This window comes from Spirosoma aureum, from assembly GCF_011604685.1.
GTDB classification, from domain to species: Bacteria; Bacteroidota; Bacteroidia; order Cytophagales; family Spirosomataceae; genus Spirosoma; species Spirosoma aureum.
On the sequence record NZ_CP050063.1, the window covers coordinates 7,225,687 to 7,238,760 of the forward strand.

The following is a 13,074-nucleotide window of genomic DNA, read 5'->3' on the forward strand; positions in this document are numbered from 1 at the left end:
TTAGTTGATATGGATGGTAATGGACTTGTCGCTATTGACCGTGAAAAGCATAGCGTCAAATTTGGGAGGGCCAAAAGAGGCCTTTACGTTGTTTGAAACACCCCAGCCTTCTTTTGGAATACCGAAAATACCCGTATCCATTTTCTTGTTATCGTTCTCATCATGGAACAACCGGACGGCATAGGTTCCCGGCGGAACATTCTGGAAAACGAGTTGGGCGTTGTTTTTCTGAACCAGGGCGGTCTGTTTCTGAACAGCCTTCTGGCCAGGGTCCTGAAGCGACGCATACACGGCTCCACTCTCCGTTTTGAGGTCGGTCACGTTGACCGTTACGGTGTGTGCAGTGGACTGATGTTGCGCTTTTGCGGCAAATGAGCCAGCCAGCAGGGTGGCGGCAAGGAGTACATTTTTCATACTAAACAGGGATTAAAGGATTAAAAAATAAAACAGGGTTACGTTTGTATTCACTTATTCACGGTTACTAAAGGCTGATTGATAGCCGCTCCGGGCAACGGTTCTACAACAGAGCTGACAGGCTTCGGAGCATACCATTGCGGCACGGCTTCTACCGCATAGCGTTTCCCTTCGATACAGATTAGTTCATCGGATGTCGGTCGCATTTCTACCACTTTCAGGAGGGCTCCTACCGCAACGGCTTTCCGCACTAACCGCCGAAACAGATCCACCAGCAGCGCATTGTCAAAGCGGATGTACTGGGGTTTATGGTCGTCGGGATTGGGGGCATCGGGTAAACTGACAAATACTTCATCGGGCAACTGATAGCGTTGTTGCCAGCTATGAGCGGCTCGAAAAAAAGAAAACGAATCCCCTTCGATGGGCAGCGTGGCCTCGGCCCCGACGGGTAACCACCACGTCTTTCGCTGAATGATCAACCGGCGGTCCAGCACAATGCGCGGTCCTATCCGTATCGTTCCGGCAGGTTTTTGCTCAGCGTACCACGCATTGATAACCGAGTTGAACACGGACAGACTCAACTCCGGTAACGGAGCAAACTGGCACAGAAACGTGTATAAGCGGGACCGATCTGCCTGAAAGCCCATGTCGACAACCTGCACGCGCTTATAGCCTGGCGCATGCCAGAGATCAACCCGCTGGCCGTCGTCCGATAAGCGCACCGATAAGTCGCTGAGCGGAATGGCTTGTACCGATGAGGATGGCACATGGCCCGCCGGCGTCAAAATAGATCCCTCAACCAATGCAGGATGGAAGTTTGCGTTATGGTAATGGTCGTCGGTAGCTTCTACCAGCAAACAATCGGCAGGAGTGGCACTGTGGTTTGTCTTGACAAGTTCATGCGTCAGACTATGGTTAAAGTAAGGCAGGAATCGCCCATAAAGTCGCCCAAAGCCACCAGCTAATTCATTCAGCGCGGCACAAAGTCGCCCTCGGCTATCGGTCCACGATTGCCAGAAAACAGCCTGACTGAGAAGTGTATCCGACGAATCCGGAATCCATTCACTTCGTAGCTGAACCGTGTCAGCACGTAGCCCTTCAGCGGCCCAGCGCTCCCATTGCTGTCGAATATCAGGGGTAATTACTGCGCGCTCTTGGAACGGTTCAGGCTGGCTCAGGTAATGCGCAAAGAACGTGGTTACGGGTACCGATTCGGTTGTCGGATAAGTAGTTTTGAACAGATTTACCAATGAAGAAGCAGGCGGTGTGCAAACCTCCACCATATGCCTCGTCAATCGATCAACACTGGTAATCAGGCGTTTTACATCAGGCTTAGATAAATGCCCCTGTAGCGAACGGGTAACGTCTTCAAAAAATAACTGTTCGGCTCGCAGCGGCCAGAAATCAGGCGCTGGTGGAGCTGGAAGTTGCCCAATATGCTCTGCCAGCACACCCTGTGCTTTCGATAACAGCGAAAGTCGCTGACCGGGCGTAGCCATTGGCAACATAGTGGCCGTGGCCAGCAGGGCATGGAGCAAACTAAGCTGGCTATCGACAAACCTGGGTGCCATCCATCGGTACTGAGTCAGCCAGTCCTGCAACCGTATTGCCCAGTCAGCATCTGCCGCCGACACAGGCAATGGATGCTGCAAAAGACCCAGTTCGATCAGTTTGTCTATGTATTGATGCGCTTCCAGGCTTGTTGATCGAAATTTTTGTTGAATCCGGTCGACCCAATCCTTGTACGTTCGCGTCGGGCGACGTGCTGACGTTACCCACCGGAGAACGGGGTTAAGGGAAATTTTAACGCAGGCTACCTGACCATTCGTCTGACGGATGTAGCTAAGGCTCTCTCCCGAAATCAGCACACTCGGGTTCACCGTTACAGGCCATTGTTCGTATAACCGCCGGTTGGTTCGTAGCATAGCGTCGAATACGCCCAACAATCGAACCGACAGCCGCACATGCGAACGGGGTGAGCCTGCTTTCCAGTCCAGCGCTTCGCCGGCATGTATGGGTATTGTGGCCAGGTGGGTTAAGGTGCTGTAGGGTGTGGTTTTGGTAGCCGCCCTCGAGAGATAGCGCAACAGCCCGTTTTCAATCTGAAAATCATCCTTCCGAAAACGGGCCGGGTTCGTCTGTTGATAAGCCGCAACCTGACGGAGCAATGATAGGCTCGACAAAGCCAGTCCCCGCTGAAAAGCTGCATTTCCGACGAGTTGCTGAAAATGCTGCCGACCCTGAATCGCCTGCTGACGATAGAGTTTCGCGGTTGTGTTCATGTATCGTTCCAGCGCCTTACGGTTATCAATATACGTTACCAATCGATTCAGTAACGATTCGGATAGCCAGTGTTGGGACTGCGCTATATCTTTGGGACGAATTACCCGATCATTGTGCAGATCACGACGTAATTGCTGTAGTTGCTGCTGCGGTTTTCCGGGCGGACAATGCTTCTCGATTACCGAAAACAAATCGGCCAGTAAGGGTTCTTTGTGGCTTTCCACCCGCCGACGCCGATGTTCATACTGATGCAGTCGATGGGTGATTACGGGTGCTCGCAGCCCGTCGAGCACATCGATAGACAATCCGGCTACGCGCAGCAGCACCGGCGACAGGAGCTTTGGCTTGTTCGGAGTAGGCATAGTTCAGGTCATGAGCGATGAGAGGATATGGGTACGATTGAGTTAGGCTTTATTCGGCCGATTGCAGCACGCCCTGGCTCCACCAGTGATCGATAAACGTACCATCTGATGCTGAATCACCCTCGACGGAGGTTGAATCGCTGGACTGTTCCAATTGATGCAACCAGTCAAACGCATCGTCGGTCAGCGGAAAGGCCTGATAGGTCTGTCGGTCGAAGAGGTAGCCGGTCTGGTCTATTTTGAAAAGACTGTACCGTTCTTCGTTGAATCGGAAGGCCGTAACTGGAGCATCCACAACAGGTTCTTCGTCCGACGACGTAGCCGTCAGGGCATCAAAATCAAGGAATTTGTGAAAGTAAAACCAGCTTTCCCACTGATCGACATACCGCCGGACATAGTCGGCCAGCAGATCATACAGTTGCTGGGTCGTTTCGCGTACAAACACCTCGGCCGGAATAGCTTTAGGCGCTATGGCAGGCAGGCAGTCATAGTACGGAATCTCGACACCATCCACCGTTTTGTAATACGAGATAATCGGAATGATAGGCGTTCGGGTCGCATGGGCCAGCGTAGCAATTCCGCTCCGAGACACGATGGTCTTGTTCAGGAATGAAACCCGCAGCTGCCGGTTATTACGCTGATAAATGCCCCCAACGCCCGTATTGCCATCCAGAAAAATCAGAATAGATCGGCCTTTATGCAAAGCCCCGGCCATCTGCCGGCCAATGGCCGGACTTTCGGCATCCAGCATGTCGATTGAAGCCGACGCCTGGTTGTATTGATTCAGCTGAGCCGAAATGTTTTCGATGTAGTCCTTCTGGCTTTTCAGCGTGCGGTTATCGATCACCAGCGTGAGCGGGTAACCCGCGTTCAGCAGCATGGCCAGCACGGCCCGATAGCCCCCAGGTGATACGTGCAGAAGATGCGCGACGGTCGGGGTGAATCGGTCGGCTTCAGAAAATCGGTATCACCGTTTATACCCATGTGAGCCAGCGAACCAAAATCGACGTAGCGAAAACTGCGAGCGCTCAGCCAGTGATTCGTCAGTAGTCGGAAGTAGATCGCTTCATGTCGCTCGGCGGGAACATCGGGGCAGAAATGGCTCAGATTGGCCCGCAGAAAATGCAGATCTTTTTGCTGGTGTGCTTTTTTCTTCTGCTTTTCGCGTTCGCTTACCTCCTGATAAGCCCGTTCGTAGGTCTGCCGAAACGCGGTGCCGTAGGTTTCCCAAAAAGACGATTGCATGGTCATAACAAAGGGACGATTTAGGGTTTACGAATTGCCAGTGTCACGGCATTACCGCCCACATGCAGCGAATGAACAAAGGCCGTTGCGCCAGCGCCAAAAACCCGATGGGTTGTGAGTTTTGGAGCCGCAGTAGGCAATCCAACCTGCGCCGGTTCGTAGCCTGTTCCAATAACCACATTGTCGCGCAGACACAAGGCTCCGGCCAGCAATGACATTATCGGCGAAGCACTGAAAGTTTCGCCCGTTTGCCCTTTGATATTGGCGTAAGCGGGTAGTGTGCTATCGGCCCAGAGATCCTGAATAGCGGGCGTTTCGTAATCGCGAATATGCCAGGGCAATCCTCCCCCACCCACGAACAAATCGACGCCCGATGGGTCAATCTGGCTGTATTGGCAGAATTCGGTCAGGTGATCGAGCAGGTCGTCGGCACTGCGTTCGTAGATAAAATCCCGGTAGGACGTATCGCCCGACACCTGGTAATTTACGATTTCGGCCAGTACCGCAGCCTGCCGACGTTGAGCGTGTTCGGCCGATTCGAGTACCGCAAACGCAGCCCCTTCGCCGTAGACGATAACTCCCTGTTCATCATGGAGACTCTCGGCAAACGTCCGGCGCTGGCCCGACGAGTCGGTTACAGAAGGCAGGTAGCCCCGGTACAGGTTCGCCAGCAGCGTAGTCTCCCTGATTTCGTCGAAACCACCACAGATGACCACATCTGCTTTGCCATCCCGAATGAGATCATACCCATAGCAAACACTGTTTTCGCCGAGCAGGATCGAGCTTGGTCCTTTGAGTTTAAAGGCACGGGCTACGTCGCCGAGAGCACAGTTGGTGGTTGTTTTGGTGAATACGAAGGGGCTTACCTTCGACGGGCCGTCGGTATAGAGTTTGTACAAAAAGGCTTCGGCTGCGGCATTGGCGCTGAGCGTAGTATCCAGGATCAATCCTAGTTGCTCAGGTACGAGTCCGGTCAGATCCAGCCCGGCATTGTCGATGGCCAGGCGACAGCCGACCATAGCCAGTTGCGAATAGCGAAGCGGAAACGGGGGGCGTAAATTACCGACGTGATCGGTCAGTGTAAAATCAGCGCAGGGTGCGTAGAAAATGGCTTCATTGGTGGCCAGATCGGGAACATTCCAGGTATCTTTCACCGTGACAGCCGACTCATTCCGGCGAAGAGCCTCCCAGAATGGCTCCAGGCCAACACCCAGACCGGACAGGACTCCGCCCCCGGTCAGCACTACAGATGGTTTGGTTTTCATGATCGGGGTTGGAGTTAAGCGTTGATGAGTACCGTAACGATTCCCTTGGCGGCCAGCCCACGACCTTCGATGTCGACGCGCGCTTTGAAGACCGAGAAATTGAGCATCCGGTGGTCGAACACCGCCCGAATGCGTACGGTATCATTAGGCAATACAGGCTTGTTGAACGTCATGTTATCGATTTTGATCGCCCGCCCGGAACGGGGTCGATAGTCTTTTTGTATCGAACTCACATCCACGACGTTAAGCGCTTCGAGCCGGCCGAAAATCCCGCAGGCCTGAAACATCATTTCGACCAGCACTACCCCAGGCAGAATAGGCTCGCCCGGAAAATGCCCCTGAAAAAACATCGTATCGGGCTTTATGAACGTTTCGGCCTGCACCGACACACCGGGCAAATACTCGATCACCCGATCGATGAGCAGCATGGGTGGGCGATGTGGCAGCAGATCCTGCGGACGAATCTGATCGACCTGTATCTGATTAAATAGCGTTACTGAAGTCATGAGGAAAAGGGTCTTGGCGTACGTAATCAGTTATCGAAGCGTCGGAGCGCGATGGAGGCCATACAGCCGCCAAAGCCAAAGGAATTAGACAGCGCAGCTCGTATTGGCTGGTCAATGGCGCGGTTCTGTACGAGCCGGATTGGCCCTTCATCGGCGACCATTGTGGTTTGAACGTTGCAGGAAGGGGGCACGAAACTATGGTAGATCCCCAGCGCCGTTGTGATGAATTCGATGCTCCCGGCCGCTCCCAGCGTATGACCGATCATTGACTTGGTTGAACTGATATACACGGGCCGGTCATTCATCAATCGGCCGATACCGTTCAGTTCCATGCTGTCGTTGACGCCGGTTGCCGTACCATGTGCATTGATATAATCCAATTCGTCGGCGGTCATGTTGCCATGCTGAAGTGCCTGCTTCATGGTCAGGAACGCCGTGCTGCCATCGGGTGTAGGGGCCGTTGGATGGTGCGCTTCATTATTGGCCGAATACCCTTTTAGCTCGCAGTAGATACGGGCACCCCGCTCCTGAGCATGGGTCAGGCTTTCGAGCACGACAAAGGCGCTCGCATCACCCAGTGTCAGGCCGTCCCGGTTCTTATCGAAAGGCTGACAAATGGACTTCGACAACGATTGAAGCGAGTTGAACCCTGCAAAACTCAGTTCGGTAAAAATGTCGATTCCACCGGCAACGGCTACATCTACCCGACCTCCAGCCACAAAATCAAATCCCCGGCCAATTGAGTTCGTACCTGCGGCACAGGCCGTTGATATGGTCGATGATGGCCCTCGCCAGCCCAAGGCCCGCATAAAGGAGCCCGTTATGTTGGGGGTCGATGCCTTGAAGAGCAGTTCATAATCCGCAACCTCAATACCTTCCTGGATTCGCTTTTTGGTGAAGTCCATGAACGCATACGAACCGCCGATTGTGGTGGCTACAAACAGCCCCGCCCGGTGAGGATTCAACTCCTGTGGCACCAGACTCGCGTCATTCAGTGCTTCGGCAATAACGCGATTACCCAGGTAGGTTAGCACGGTTTCATCAGACGCTTCAATATCGGCATACAGGTCCTGGTCGAGTACACAAGCCTGCTTGTTGGCATAGCACGCACTATCTGTTGGGAAGCGTTTCGCATCGATGGGTTTGAGCCCCAGCCTCCCGTTGTAGACACTATCCTTGAATTCATCTTTTGTCTGGCCAATAGAGCAGCATACGCCAATGCCAGTAACAACAACTCGTTCCATAAAAGTAAGGGTTTAGGAAAAATGAAGTGATCAGATCGATGTACCTCAGGATACACCCAGTCCACCGTCGATGGTGAGTTCCTGACCGATAATGTAACTGGGCGCATCGCAGAGCATGTAGGTTACCAGATTAGCCACTTCATCAGCGCCACCTTTGCGTTTCAGCGGAGACCACACCAGGCGATTGGCCACGTATTCGTTGCTGATGTCGCGGGTCATATCGGTATCGATAAGTCCCGGCGAAATGCAGTTCACCGTAATGCCGAACCGCCCTACTTCTTTGGCTAACGACCGGGAAAATGTTACCACTGCTGCTTTCGAGGCCGAGTAAGCCGACTGGCCTGCGTTGCCTTTCTGACCCGACAATGAGGTGATGTTGATAATCCGACCCGCTTTGCGGGCAATCATCATGGGTAGCAGAACCCGGCAGGTATTTGTCACGCTGCCCACGTTCGTCCGAATCACATCCCACCAGTGTTCGTCGGTAGCAAACAGGAAGGGTTTTCCATCACCAACGATACCCGCATTGTTGACAATAGCGTCCAGATAGCTAACGTCCTGTCGTATACGTTTTGCTAAAGCCAGCACATCGGGCAAGCTGCTCATGTCGCAGCGGTAGGCATAGGCCCCACCCGTTCCGATCTGATTAATCTCAGTGATAAGTTCGCCAGCTTTCACGTCATTGCTGAGGTAGGTGAAGAGAACGGTGCAACCACGCTCAGCGAGCGCCAGGCATATAGAGCGGCCAATCCCGCGCGAGCCGCCGGTGACCAGAACAATAGATTTTTTCATGAAACAGAAAGGAAAAAGGATTTGGGAAAGATTAGTATTTTTATCGGTTTACAGCCCGTTTCGGGCAAGCGTAACAAGTAGTCGAAGGGGTATTACTTAGCTGCAAGCTGAAGAAGTTTCCGGCAGTTAGCGGCCTGACGTTCGGCTGGTTTGCGTCCCCAGTTCACGTCGATCGTATTGGCACGGTCCTTCTGTTTTTCGGCCAGTTCAACCGCTTTTTCAAAAAATGCAAGTGCTTCTTTCTTGCTACCGCCAAATTTCTCAGGTGTGTTATAGGACTGCTGACCCATTAAATAATATGCGCGGGGGTTTTCGGCATCCAGTTGAACGGCTTTTTCAAGATTGGCCTGTGCCTTCATGATTCCCTGCATGCCCCGCTGCATCATGTTTACTTTGATTCCGGCCAATACGATCATGGCTTTGACACAATACACTTCCGAATTGTTGGGTGAAATACGGTCGGCCTCATCGAGCAATTGTGTAGCCTGTTGACAGAGCGGATCTATTTTTTCAATGCTTGGCTCACTGAAGGCCGCTGTAACCGTGCAGAGTGCACTGTAGTAATAAGGCAACCACTTGTCTTTTTCGGCGTTGGCAACGCGGGAGAAAGCATTGGCCGTTTGTAGGTTGCCATCTACGCTTTGGGTTGTATCCATCCGGGTTATCAGCCCAGTCATGGCGGTTTTGTACTGATCGGTCGTTTGAGCCATGGCCATTGAGCCGGTAAGTAGCGTAGCGGCCATTAGCGAGCCGATGTGTTGTTTGGTTTTCATTGGAAATTGATCGGTTATAAGTGAATAATTGACAAGAGTCGTTACTGACAGATTAAGAGCTGGCGTTGGTGGTTTTCTGAACCGCCATAATGAGCAGGTCTGACAGACTAAGTGCAATCAGATCGAGCATTGAAATCTGATATAGGCTGGCTAATTGTTCCAGCACTGTTAGCGACAATTCAGTTTTACCATTTTCTTTTTTACTGTAGGCTGCCTGGCTTATGCCCATCTGATAGGCAACGTACTCTTGTGGGTAGCCGTAGATTTCACGGAGTTTGCGGAGTTTGATGGCAATGGCGCTCATGGTGTATGATTTGGTTTGTTTTTTCGTTTGAACAATACAAATGTGGGGCATCAGAGGGGGGCATTTCAACTTATTTCGACCGATGCCCACTATCTATCGACCAATGAAAAAGCCAGCTTGTCGAATGTAATCCGGCAGTTGGGCGTCAAAACGAAATTTTTGCCGTTCCTACAGGTTTGGCATCCCGTTTCAGGCCATTTGCCGAGCAGTTGACTGAGATAGTTTTCGAAAAGAAGAGCTAACATGGCCCTGTTCTTAAGACTTTTGGGTGATTACAAGGCAAAAAATGTAGCCATGAGCCGGTGTTGCCCTTTTCCCCTGAATATATCCTACAAAATCAGTCAGAACTGAAGCAGCAACTGACCATTGAGCATTTACTGACCAATCAAAGTGGCTTGGATTGTGACATTACTAATGAGCAGGCAGCTGGCAATGAGGAGAAGATGGATTACTCGCCTGACTGGGTCAAATTCACGCTGGATTTACCAATTCAGGTAACCGGCTCATTCAGTTTGTCGATCAGGTGATCTTTCTGTAGTAAGCCGGGGTAAATTATAACCGTATCGCATAGTTTATAACCACCCATTATTGTAGCGGGAAGCGGATCATTCTAGGTTTGTCTAGTCATTCAACCTAAAGCCTTAAAGCCCGCAAAGCCATGTCTCTTGCCTTATTTATCAAGCTATTCATCATTGTACACGCTACAGCGGGTACAGTCGCCCTGCTAGCCGGTCCTGTGGCTATGCTTACGAAAAAGGGTGGACCATTACACCGTCGGGCAGGCCGCTATTACACGTACAGTATGGCGGGTGTTTTTGTAACGGCGGTTGTTGTCGCTTACCTGAAAGATTTGACCTTTCTGTTTATGGTTGCCTTTTTTAGTTTTTATCTGGTCCTTTCTGGCTATCGCGCCCTTCGCTGGAAACGTTTATCCATAGATGGCCGGGTAGTTCGATTGGATTGGGCTATCCAGATCGGAGCGGGCATTACGGCGGTTGTGCTGTTAAGCTGGGGTATCTGGCAGGTAATCAATGGTTATTATTTTGGCGCTGTTGGCATTGTGTTCGGTGGTATTGCCCTGATTCGCGTGAAGCAGACAATTGATCGTTTTCGAACCCCGCCCGACGATAAAGCATACTGGCTTTATTCGCACATTATTGGCATGTCGGCAGGCTATATCGCTACTCTGACGGCGTTTCTGGTCGTCAATGTACATTTTTTACCGCCCATAGCCGTCTGGCTAACCCCTACTCTGGTTGGAGCCCCGCTGATTGTTCGGGTAGTTCGCCAACTCCGGACAAGAAATGAACAGAAAGTGAAACCAGTGGTTATGCAATCAATATAGGCCATTCACGTCGAGCCGTGCCACGGTTTGAGGATGAGATATGGTCAACCGTGGCACGGCTCGACGTGAATGACCTACAATAATCAGTTAGTTCGGCATTATCAGCTTTAGTGTCCGACCAGCGATTTTCTGGCCATAAAACGGTCAGGGACAGCATAAAACCATTGACATAACCGACGCAGCAGTATTGGAAAAGTTGCCCCTGGATTTTTATCAATCCCACGATACACTTAGGCTCGCCCAGCTTCTGCTTGGTTGCGAGCTTGTGCATGAGAACCCCGAAGGCATAACCGCAGGGGTTATCGTTGAAACAGAAGCTTACCTTACCGACGACCCGGCCTGCCATGCTTATCGACGGCAAACAACACGCAATGCGGCCATGTTTGGTCCGGCCGGAACGTTGTATGTCTATCAGATCTACAATCACTACAATTGCATAAACGTCGTTACCGGGCCAGTGGGAGTTGGCGAAGCGGTGCTTATTCGAGCATTAGAACCTACCGAAGGCATTGAACTGATGGGACTTCGGCGCAATGACGCGTTTAAAACGGGTTTTGAACGATACCGAAATAATACCATAGACTCCTCAAGTGCTAACGGTCAGCGTAATCTTTGCAACGGCCCCGGAAAGCTGACAATCGCGATGGGTATTGATCGGCAGAAGCATAACTCCTACTCGCTAACAACGGGCGAACTGTTTATTCGCGGACCGGTATTTCATGATTTCGATATGGTAACAACAACCCGCATTGGCCTCACTCGCGGGGCCGATTTGCCGTATCGGTTTTATGTAAGCGGGAATCGGTATATCAGTAAAAAGTGAGCTTAGCCAGCTAGCCGCAACAGGCGGTTCCAGCGATTTTTTTGCCAGAAAGATGCTGGATTGGGATCTATTGACATAAAAACCAACCTGGCGTATGGATCAGGCTATAGTTTACACTAACGGCCGATCAGTTCGTCGAAGGGATACCGCTTTACTTTTTATCCAGAAATTTCACCAAATCCTCAATCGACCGAATACCCAGCTGCTGAGCCTGCTCGCGACGCATCATCAGGCAATAGCTATTGTTGAAACCCAGCGGTTTTAACCAATTCAGCTGATATTTCTCACGAAACTGCTGTTGAACGAACTGATAAACAGAATCCGGCTTCATGGGCAACGATTTCAGACGCGTGGCCGATGGTTGCAGAATAACCAGCAAACCCGTACCGGTATATTCAGGATAAAAATCAATGGCACCCGTTCGTAGGGCGTCGAAGCAGATTTGTGTTCCTCCCAGACCCGTGCGCGTCGCAACACGAAGCCGCGTATGTCCTTCAATTAGCTGCCGGTAAATCTCAGCCAAAATGTATTGTTCCGTAAACACTTTTGATCCCATGACGATCGTCTCTGTCCGATCTGCCGATTCAGGCATTTTATCCAAACCCGTTTGTTTCAAAAACTGACGCGCTATGGCTTCTGGTGACTGTTTTTTGTAGTCGGCCTGATAATTCAGGGCGGTCATAACCGAGTCGGTCAATTTCCCGGTCAACAGATCAAGCGTTGGACCAAGATCCGGGTAGCGATTCAGCGTAGTTTGCCGCACAACTGGAGCCGCATCGTAGGGCGGGAAAGCATGATGATTATCCTCGAGCACGAGCAGATCATAGGCTTTGATCCGTCCATCCGTCGAGTAACCGCTGATGATGTCTACCTGTTTTCGATGAATTGCTTCATACATCAGGTTCTGGTCTATCAGCCGGGGGCGCACGTTCAGGCCATATGTTTTCGTCAGACCAGGATAGCCATCGGCCCGACCATAAAACTCATGCGCAAAACCAGCAACCAGTTTATCCTGCCGACCAGGCACCAGGTAAAACGCCGACAGGAAAGGAACCAGTATCAGAAAAATTAGTGTTCCTACCCGCAGTTTCTCCCCTGATAATCGCTGTAATCGGGCCAACCCTGAATCAAAGCCTACCGCCAGCAGCGCGGCAGGAATGGCACCCGCCAGCATCATATTGACGTTACTGAGGGCGATACCGCTAAAAATAAATTCGCCCAGTCCACCCGCAGCAACATAAGCAGCCAGCGTAGCTACGCCCACGTTGATCACGGTTGCCGTACGAACGCCCGCAAAAATAACGGGCAATGCTAACGGCAATTCTACCTTCCTCAGCACCTGCTTATCGGTCATTCCTACGCCCCGCGCTGCTTCCTTTACCGATGGATTGACTTCAATAATGCCTACATAAGTATTCCGAATAATCGGCAGAAGAGCATATAGAAACAGGGCAACCAGAGCAGGGCCAACACCGATACCCAGCAATGGAATCAGAAATCCCAGCAGGGCAACGCTTGGGATGGTCTGCAACACACCGGCTATACCTAATACACTACCTGCCAGCTTCGGCCGACGGGCAATCACAATACCCAACGGCACCCCAATGAGCAAGGCAACCAGTAGCGAGACAAAGGTTAGCCCAATATGCGTCAGGGTTTGCTCCAGCAGTTTATCGGCATGGTCACGAATAAAAGCAAAGAAGTCGGTCATTAGTTGG

General features: G+C 51.5%; 14 protein-coding genes. 3 read left to right on the plus strand and 11 right to left on the minus strand.

The window, feature by feature from the left end; genetic code table 11:
- The 10 genes from G8759_RS28770 to G8759_RS28815 all read right to left on the minus strand — a co-directional run bounded on the left by G8759_RS28770 (position 1) and on the right by G8759_RS28815 (position 9,188).
- Positions 1-414, minus strand: coding sequence for a DUF2141 domain-containing protein (locus G8759_RS28770; RefSeq protein WP_167216159.1), 414 nt, complete (start codon positions 412-414; stop codon positions 1-3).
- A 50-nt stretch (positions 415-464) separates the two neighbouring features.
- Positions 465-3,059 (minus strand): lantibiotic dehydratase, encoded by a 2,595-nt coding sequence (locus G8759_RS28775; protein ID WP_167216161.1) that lies wholly within the window; start codon positions 3,057-3,059, stop codon positions 465-467.
- Between the two features lie 49 nt (positions 3,060-3,108).
- A complete protein-coding gene (locus tag G8759_RS28780) occupies positions 3,109-3,939 on the minus strand; it encodes a lysophospholipid acyltransferase family protein (RefSeq protein ID WP_167216163.1) in 831 nt (276 codons plus the stop codon).
- The gene (locus tag G8759_RS28785; protein WP_167216165.1) at positions 3,930-4,304 is read right to left on the minus strand and encodes a hypothetical protein; all 375 of its coding nucleotides are present in this window, start codon (positions 4,302-4,304) and stop codon (positions 3,930-3,932) included. Before G8759_RS28785 ends, G8759_RS28780 begins: the two co-directional genes overlap by 10 nt.
- Before the next feature lie 20 nt (positions 4,305-4,324).
- A complete protein-coding gene (locus tag G8759_RS28790) occupies positions 4,325-5,569 on the minus strand; it encodes a beta-ketoacyl synthase N-terminal-like domain-containing protein (protein ID WP_167216167.1) in 1,245 nt (414 codons plus the stop codon).
- A gap of 14 nt (positions 5,570-5,583) precedes the next feature.
- Entirely contained in the window at positions 5,584-6,075 is a 492-nt protein-coding gene (locus G8759_RS28795; protein ID WP_167216169.1) for a 3-hydroxyacyl-ACP dehydratase FabZ family protein, read from the minus strand.
- A 26-nt stretch (positions 6,076-6,101) separates the two neighbouring features.
- Entirely contained in the window at positions 6,102-7,319 is a 1,218-nt protein-coding gene (locus G8759_RS28800) for a beta-ketoacyl-[acyl-carrier-protein] synthase family protein (protein ID WP_167216171.1), read from the minus strand.
- 45 nt (positions 7,320-7,364) lie between these two features.
- Positions 7,365-8,111 carry a 3-oxoacyl-ACP reductase family protein gene (locus tag G8759_RS28805; protein ID WP_167216173.1) on the minus strand — a complete coding sequence of 249 codons (747 nt, stop codon included), beginning with the start codon at positions 8,109-8,111 and terminating at the stop codon, positions 7,365-7,367.
- A 92-nt stretch (positions 8,112-8,203) separates the two neighbouring features.
- Positions 8,204-8,884, minus strand: a complete 681-nt coding sequence (locus tag G8759_RS28810) for a tetratricopeptide repeat protein (protein ID WP_167216175.1) — start codon at positions 8,882-8,884, stop codon at positions 8,204-8,206.
- 52 nt (positions 8,885-8,936) lie between these two features.
- The gene (locus tag G8759_RS28815; RefSeq protein ID WP_162386631.1) at positions 8,937-9,188 is read right to left on the minus strand and encodes a helix-turn-helix domain-containing protein; all 252 of its coding nucleotides are present in this window, start codon (positions 9,186-9,188) and stop codon (positions 8,937-8,939) included.
- Between the two features lie 302 nt (positions 9,189-9,490).
- Between G8759_RS28815 and G8759_RS28820 the strand changes: the two genes are divergently transcribed.
- The 3 genes from G8759_RS28820 to G8759_RS28830 all read left to right on the plus strand — a co-directional run bounded on the left by G8759_RS28820 (position 9,491) and on the right by G8759_RS28830 (position 11,356).
- Positions 9,491-9,715, plus strand: coding sequence for a hypothetical protein (locus G8759_RS28820; RefSeq protein ID WP_167216177.1), 225 nt, complete (start codon positions 9,491-9,493; stop codon positions 9,713-9,715).
- 131 nt (positions 9,716-9,846) lie between these two features.
- On the plus strand, positions 9,847-10,533 hold the full coding sequence (locus G8759_RS28825) for a DUF2306 domain-containing protein (protein WP_167216179.1): 687 nt from the start codon (positions 9,847-9,849) through the stop codon (positions 10,531-10,533).
- Between the two features lie 187 nt (positions 10,534-10,720).
- A complete protein-coding gene (locus tag G8759_RS28830) occupies positions 10,721-11,356 on the plus strand; it encodes a DNA-3-methyladenine glycosylase (protein WP_167216182.1) in 636 nt (211 codons plus the stop codon).
- A 151-nt stretch (positions 11,357-11,507) separates the two neighbouring features.
- Here the strand turns inward: G8759_RS28830 and G8759_RS28835 are convergent, their stop codons facing one another.
- Positions 11,508-13,067 carry an ABC transporter permease/substrate-binding protein gene (locus G8759_RS28835; protein ID WP_167216192.1) on the minus strand — a complete coding sequence of 520 codons (1,560 nt, stop codon included), beginning with the start codon at positions 13,065-13,067 and terminating at the stop codon, positions 11,508-11,510.
- Between the last annotated feature and the right edge of the window lie 7 nt (positions 13,068-13,074).

Excerpts from the sequence above, each read along its gene's own strand:
- G8759_RS28785 (WP_167216165.1), bottom strand. The coding sequence starts at position 4,304 with ATGCAATCGTCTTTTTGGGAAACCTACGGCACCGCGTTTCGGCAGACC.
- G8759_RS28790 (WP_167216167.1), bottom strand. The coding sequence starts at position 5,569 with ATGAAAACCAAACCATCTGTAGTGCTGACCGGGGGCGGAGTCCTGTCC.
- G8759_RS28780 (WP_167216163.1), bottom strand. The coding sequence starts at position 3,939 with ATGCTGCTGAACGCGGGTTACCCGCTCACGCTGGTGATCGATAACCGC.
- G8759_RS28815 (WP_162386631.1), bottom strand. The coding sequence starts at position 9,188 with ATGAGCGCCATTGCCATCAAACTCCGCAAACTCCGTGAAATCTACGGC.
- G8759_RS28805 (WP_167216173.1), bottom strand. The coding sequence starts at position 8,111 with ATGAAAAAATCTATTGTTCTGGTCACCGGCGGCTCGCGCGGGATTGGC.
- G8759_RS28770 (WP_167216159.1), bottom strand. The coding sequence starts at position 414 with ATGAAAAATGTACTCCTTGCCGCCACCCTGCTGGCTGGCTCATTTGCC.
- G8759_RS28835 (WP_167216192.1), bottom strand. The coding sequence starts at position 13,067 with ATGACCGACTTCTTTGCTTTTATTCGTGACCATGCCGATAAACTGCTG.
- G8759_RS28825 (WP_167216179.1), top strand. The coding sequence starts at position 9,847 with ATGTCTCTTGCCTTATTTATCAAGCTATTCATCATTGTACACGCTACA.
- G8759_RS28800 (WP_167216171.1), bottom strand. The coding sequence starts at position 7,319 with ATGGAACGAGTTGTTGTTACTGGCATTGGCGTATGCTGCTCTATTGGC.
- G8759_RS28775 (WP_167216161.1), bottom strand. The coding sequence starts at position 3,059 with ATGCCTACTCCGAACAAGCCAAAGCTCCTGTCGCCGGTGCTGCTGCGC.
- G8759_RS28795 (WP_167216169.1), bottom strand. The coding sequence starts at position 6,075 with ATGACTTCAGTAACGCTATTTAATCAGATACAGGTCGATCAGATTCGT.
- G8759_RS28810 (WP_167216175.1), bottom strand. The coding sequence starts at position 8,884 with ATGAAAACCAAACAACACATCGGCTCGCTAATGGCCGCTACGCTACTT.